At 64.9% G+C, this 5,821-nt stretch carries 5 protein-coding genes and 1 pseudogene; 2 read left to right on the top strand and 4 right to left on the bottom strand.

Going from position 1 to position 5,821, the window contains the following annotated elements; all coding sequences use genetic code 11:
- Positions 1-292 (top strand): annotated as a pseudogene (locus ACIQ6O_RS11690) (hypothetical protein); the annotation flags it as partial.
- A gap of 71 nt (positions 293-363) precedes the next feature.
- Complete coding sequence (locus tag ACIQ6O_RS11685; RefSeq protein ID WP_396207967.1) at positions 364-1,374, top strand: NAD-dependent epimerase; 1,011 nt, start codon at positions 364-366, stop codon at positions 1,372-1,374.
- A 26-nt stretch (positions 1,375-1,400) separates the two neighbouring features.
- Here the strand turns inward: ACIQ6O_RS11685 and ACIQ6O_RS11680 are convergent, their stop codons facing one another.
- From ACIQ6O_RS11680 to ACIQ6O_RS11665, 4 genes are all read right to left on the bottom strand, one after another.
- Positions 1,401-1,943, bottom strand: a complete 543-nt coding sequence (locus ACIQ6O_RS11680; protein WP_396207966.1) for a hypothetical protein — start codon at positions 1,941-1,943, stop codon at positions 1,401-1,403.
- 201 nt (positions 1,944-2,144) lie between these two features.
- Positions 2,145-2,864 carry an SURF1 family protein gene (locus tag ACIQ6O_RS11675; protein ID WP_396207965.1) on the bottom strand — a complete coding sequence of 240 codons (720 nt, stop codon included), beginning with the start codon at positions 2,862-2,864 and terminating at the stop codon, positions 2,145-2,147.
- Positions 2,865-2,873: 9 nt separating this feature from the next.
- Positions 2,874-5,168, bottom strand: coding sequence for a 1,4-alpha-glucan branching protein GlgB (gene glgB, locus ACIQ6O_RS11670; RefSeq protein ID WP_396207964.1), 2,295 nt, complete (start codon positions 5,166-5,168; stop codon positions 2,874-2,876).
- Positions 5,169-5,222: 54 nt separating this feature from the next.
- The coding region (locus ACIQ6O_RS11665; RefSeq protein ID WP_396207963.1) for a DUF72 domain-containing protein at positions 5,223-5,821 on the bottom strand (599 nt) is incomplete at its 5' end.

Raw genomic sequence — 5,821 nt, 5'->3', positions numbered from 1 at the left:
TGGCTCCGGTGCGCTGCTGGACCTCCCCGACCCGGTCGCGCTCGGCGCGAGCATGCTGCAGGGCGCGCTGGCCGGTGGGGCGTTCTTCGGCTTCCTGGCCGGGCTCCGTGTGCTCGGCAACGTGCGCACGGCGATCACCAGCACCGTGGAGCCGTTCTGGACCACCATGCTGGGCGTAGTGCTGCTCGGTCAGCCCATCGGCGTGGGCACCGTCGTCGGCGGCGCAGCCATCATGAGTGCCGTATTGTTATTGCAGCGTCCCGTGGCGCTCCCATCGCCCCGGTTGTCCTGACATCGCATCGTTTCGATTTCCTTCGCCACACCTTCAGCACTCCGCACAATCGCGGACTTCGGGATACGGACATGGCCAAGATTCTCGTCACCGGCGCCGCCGGGTTCATCGGCTACCACACGAGCGAACGACTGCTCGCCCGCGGCGACGAGGTGGTCGGGCTCGACAATCTGAACGACTATTACGATCCCACGCTGAAGGCAGCGCGACTGGCACGGCTCACCGGTACGCCCGGGTTCACGTTCGTACGCATGGATCTCGGTGATCGCGCCGGCATCGAGCAGCTCTTTGCCTCGCAGCGATTCGACAAGGTGATCAACCTCGCCGCGCAGGCGGGGGTGCGGTACTCGCTCACCAACCCGCACACGTACATCGACAGCAACCTCGTGGGTTTCCTGCACATCCTCGAGGGATGCCGGCATCACGGCGTGCAGCATCTCACCTACGCCAGCTCGTCAAGCGTGTACGGCGCCAACACGGCGATGCCTTTCTCGGTGCATCAGAACGTGGATCATCCGCTGTCGCTGTATGCGGCCACCAAGAAGGCCAACGAGCTCATGGCGCATACGTACAGCCACCTGTACGGTCTGCCAACCACGGGACTGCGCTTCTTCACGGTGTACGGCCCCTGGGGTCGCCCCGATATGGCCATGTTCCTGTTCACGAAGGCCATTCTTGAAGGGCGTCCCATCGATGTGTTCAATCACGGCAAGATGCGTCGGGACTTCACGTTCATCGACGACATCGTGGAAGGGGTGATCCGCACCAATGATCACACGGCGCCGGTGAATCCCGACTGGAACAGTGATCATCCCGATCCCGCCACCAGCAAGGCGCCATACCGGATCTACAACATCGGCAACAACAATCCGGTGGAGCTGATGCATCTCATCGGCACCCTCGAGCAGGCGCTCGGCCGGACCGCAGAGAAGAACATGCTCCCCATCCAGCCGGGCGACGTACCGGCGACGTATGCCGACGTCGCGGCGCTCGAGCAGGACGTGGGCTTCGCGCCGAAGACCAGCATCGAGACCGGGGTGGCGCGCTTCGTGGAGTGGTACCGGTCGTACTACGGCGCGTGATCACGCTGCCCCCTTGATTCATTGACTCACCAGTAGAGTCCGAGGGCGCGCGTACCGTTGGGGCCCATGACGATCGCCGGACCGGGGAGCCGCAGCGTATGCAGGACCGCCTTCACCTGCATCCAGGCCGGATGGGCTCCCGGTAACCGCGCGGCGTCGAGATCGAGGCCTACCGCATACTCGGCGGGCATACCCGGACCCATGCCGCGACGGCCAGCACTCAGCCGCAAGGCCGAGGGCCAATATGGCTTCGCGCCGCGCGGCAGCACGTCGTGCACGTTGGAGGAGAGCCACACGGTCTGCTTGGCATAGTCGAACGTGGCCCCGCGGGCACCGCGACGACGGAACATGACCTTGGGCGCGATGGAGAAGCTCGGGGTGATTTTGCTGAACACCGAGCGCGCCACCGCACCAGTCGACGTCGGCGCGGCGCTGCTGCGCACGAGCTCCATGGCCGGCGCCACGGTCACGGGTGTGATCAGCTGCGCATCGGCTCGCGTCGCGAGCCCGAGGCCGAGCAGTAAGGCGATCGTTTTGCGCGTGTTCCGTCGAACCATCGTCTGCAGCATGCGCCCTCCTCGACCTGAGCACCGGGAATCCCACCGTGCTCATCGTCACTGCAATAGACAGGCCACATTGATCCGATAGGGCTGGCTGCTGGAGGCGCTACCTCGGCGGCACGTATGGCCCTCGGAGGCCTCCGACAGCCCTGTGTCGCACGCGAGACGGCCCAACGCCTTACGTGTTGCGCACCCGCAACACGCAAGCACCTACCGTCGCTTCGTCCTCGCGAAGGCCACGAAGCCGATCACGAATACGGTGGCGAAACCGAACCACTGCAGCGCGTAGCTGAGGTGCGGGCCTTCGGTGACCGCCGGCGGTGGCACGCGGCTTGGACGGGTGATGTCCGTCATGATGGTGTCCCCAAGCGCCAATAGCACGAAGGGGGCGACAGGACGACCGATGAGGGTGGCGATCGTGTCGGGGTTGAGCAGGCGCATCGCGCGCGGAGACGACTGCATGCGCGCTTGTCCTGCCTTGATGGGCGGGAATGAGGTGAGCAGCGTCTTCAACCGAAGCGTATCACTCTCCCGCGCCTTGCCGAAGTCGACGGTCCGGCCGTCGGCCGCGTAGAGATAGCCACGCAGCACCAGAATGGCGGTATCCCCCCAGCTCCCGTCGAGCGGGCGCACCGGGGTGAGCAGGTGCACCCCCGGCGAGCCGTTCTGCGTGCGGGTCGCGTGTACAAGCTCATGCTCGTAGTCGGCAACAGCGTCGACCTGTACCTGTCGCCAGTGCGTGATGCTCGTATCCTGCCCGCGCAGATCGGCCACCGAGAGCAGGGGCGCCTCACCGCGCGCCACCACAATGGCATTCTGCGCGCGCCGTTGCTGCAGGCGATCGAGCTGCCAGATGCCGAGCCGCACGCACACGGCCGCAGCGATGGCCGTGAGCACGCCGAACACGATCGTCTTTGCCTTGCTGGTCATACGAACCGCTTACTCCTTGGGCGCCTTGCGCTTCTTGCTCTTCGTCGACTTCCGGCCGGGCGCCGGCTTCGCGGTGGTCGCCGCGACCGCAGGTCTCTCGTCCGGAAGCGTGTCCGGAACCAGGACCAGCATGCTCAACGGCGGGAGCGATACCGTGAGCGAGTGTTCGAATCCGTGAAATGGTACCGCTTCCGTACGCGCGATACCCTCTACGGGATACCCGCTGCCGCCGAACGGCAGGGCATCGGAGTTCAACACCACCTGATACGTCGCGTTGACCGGTGCGCCGAGCCGGTATCCGGAGCGCGGGACCGGCGTGAGGTTGAGCACCACCAGGGCATGTTCACGACCATCGAAGCGCGCATAGGAGAACACCGATTGCTCACGATCGGCCACGTCGATCCACCGGTAGCCACTGGGATCGTGATCGGCGCGCCAGAGACAGGGCAACTGCTGATACAGCGCCCCCAAGGCCCCGACGTAGTCCATGAGCCCGCGACGACCGGGATCATCGAGCAGATGCCACTCGAGACTCACATCGTGATTCCACTCGTGATGCGTGCCGAGTTCGGTACCCATGAAGAACAGCGACTTGCCAGGGCGCGTGATGGAATAGCCGATGAGCGTGCGCAGATTCGCGAGTTTCTGCCACACGTCGCCCGGCATCTTCTCGAGCAGCGACTTCTTCAGGTGCACCACTTCGTCATGCGACAGCGGATTGACGAACTTCTCGCTGTACTCGTACCACATCGCGAAGGTGAGCTTGTCGTGCGCCCCTTTGCGGAAGAAGGGATCGATCTTGTAGTAGTCGAGGGTGTCGTGCATCCACCCCATGTTCCACTTGAAGGTGAAGCCTAACCCGCCATCACTGATGGGCGCGGTGACCTTCGGCCACGCCGTGCTCTCCTCGGCCACCGTGATCACGCCGGGATGCAGCGAATGCACCGCATGATTGAGCTGCTTCAGGAACGCCACGGCGTCGAGGTTCTCGCGGCCACCGTAGCGATTGCGCAGCCACTGGCCGGCTTCCCGGCCGTAATCGAGGTACAGCATCGACGCGACGGCATCCACCCGCAATCCGTCGAGATGGAACTCCTCGATCCAGTAGAGCGCATTCGCCACGAGGAAGTTGCGCACCTCGTGCCGCGCGTAGTTGAAGATGTGCGTGCCCCACTCGGGGTGATCACCGAGCCGAGGGTCTTCGTGCTCGTAGCACGCGGTGCCGTCGAAGCGACGCAGCGCCCAGTCGTCCTTCGGGAAGTGCGCCGGCACCCAGTCGAGGAGCACACCGATGCCGGCCTGATGCAGCGTGTCCACGAAGAACCGGAAGTCATCGGGCGTGCCGAACCGTGAGGTAGGCGCATAGTACCCACCCACCTGATAGCCCCACGAGCCACCGAACGGATACTCCTGGATTGGCAGCAGCTCCACATGCGTGAACCCCAACCGCCGCACATGTTCAGCGAGCTTGGGAGCGATCTCGCCGTAGCTCAACGGCCGGTTGCCCTCACCGCGCAACCACGACCCGAGGTGCACCTCGTACACGATCATCGGCTCGCGCACGGCATCGCTCTCCGCACGCTGCGAGAGCCAACTGCCGTCGTTCCACGTGTACTGGCTACGTCCCTGCACGATGCTCGCGAAGCCCGGTGACTGCTCGAGTTTGTGCGCGTACGGATCGGTCTTGACGCGCGTGGCTCCGCTACGCGCCAGGATCTCGAACTTGTACAGCGCCTCGGCATGCACGTCCGGCACGAACAGTTCGAACACGCCGCTGGTACCGAGCATCCGCATGGTGTGCGCGCGCCCATCCCAGTGGTTGAACGACCCGATGACGCTCACACGCTGGGCGTTGGGAGCCCATACGGCGAACGCGGTGCCCGGCACGCCGTCGATCTCGCAGGGGTGCGACCCCAGCTTCTCCCACAGACGCAGATGGCGCCCCTGGTTGAAGAGGTGCAGATCGATCTCGCCCACCGTGGGGAGAAAGCGATAGGGATCGTCCTGCACCCGCCGCGCTCCCTGCCCGTCCGTGACCACCAGCTGGTACGTCAGCGGGACGCGGCGGTCGGAGAGAAACGCCACGAACAGGCCATGCTCGTCACGCTGCATCGGGAATTCGTGTTCACCGACCAGCACCGCCACGTGCGCCGCGTTGGGGAGCAGGGCGCGCACCACCACCCCGTCTACCCCGTCAACGGTGACGGGGTGGGCCCCCAGCACATCATGGGGACGTCTGGATTCCCCGCGAACCAATCGGCTCGCGGCCTCACGATCGACGGGGGGCAATGGACTCGTGGTCATCCCACCAATCTAGGGGGCGAACGCTCCCGAAACCGCTCCCTAGTCGGCGCGGGATCAGAAGAGCAGCGGTTGCTCGCTGATCGACACGGGGTCTACGGTGGGCAACCCGAGCCGTTCCTGCAACATGCGCACGGATGCCGGAGCGTGCCCGGCAAAGTGGTTGTTCACGAAGCCGTAGACTTCCCGCACCTGCCCCTGCAGCACCGGGATCATGCGCGCCCACGCGTCGAGCTCGGCACTCCGGTCCGCCTGCAGATGCGAGTAGTCGGTGATCGTTCGGTCGGGCCCCATCCAGCGCAGATAGGCGAAGTCCGCTGTGGGTTGCTCGCACAGTTTCAGCAGCCAGTCTCGGGGAATCCATTTGCCATCGCTCAACGCGAGCGCCACCCCATGCTCGCGCAACAGATCGAGCACCCGCTTGCGCACCCATGTGGGCTGACGGAACTCCACGGCGAATCGGAGATCACGTGGTAACAGCGCCAGGAACTCGGCGAACGGCTTGCCCTGCTGCGGCGAGAAATCGGGGCCGCACTGAATGAGGATGGGCCCCAGCTTGGGCCCCAACTCACGCATGCGCTCCACGAACGCGAACAGTAGATCGTCGCAACCGACGAAGCGCCGCTCGTGCGTGATCTCCTGCGGCATCTTGCAGG

The organism is Gemmatimonas sp. (genome assembly GCF_044345575.1).
Lineage (GTDB): Bacteria > Gemmatimonadota > Gemmatimonadetes > Gemmatimonadales > Gemmatimonadaceae > Gemmatimonas.
Note: the sequence above shows the minus strand (reverse complement) of the source record. Positions and strands in the feature narration are given on the sequence as shown.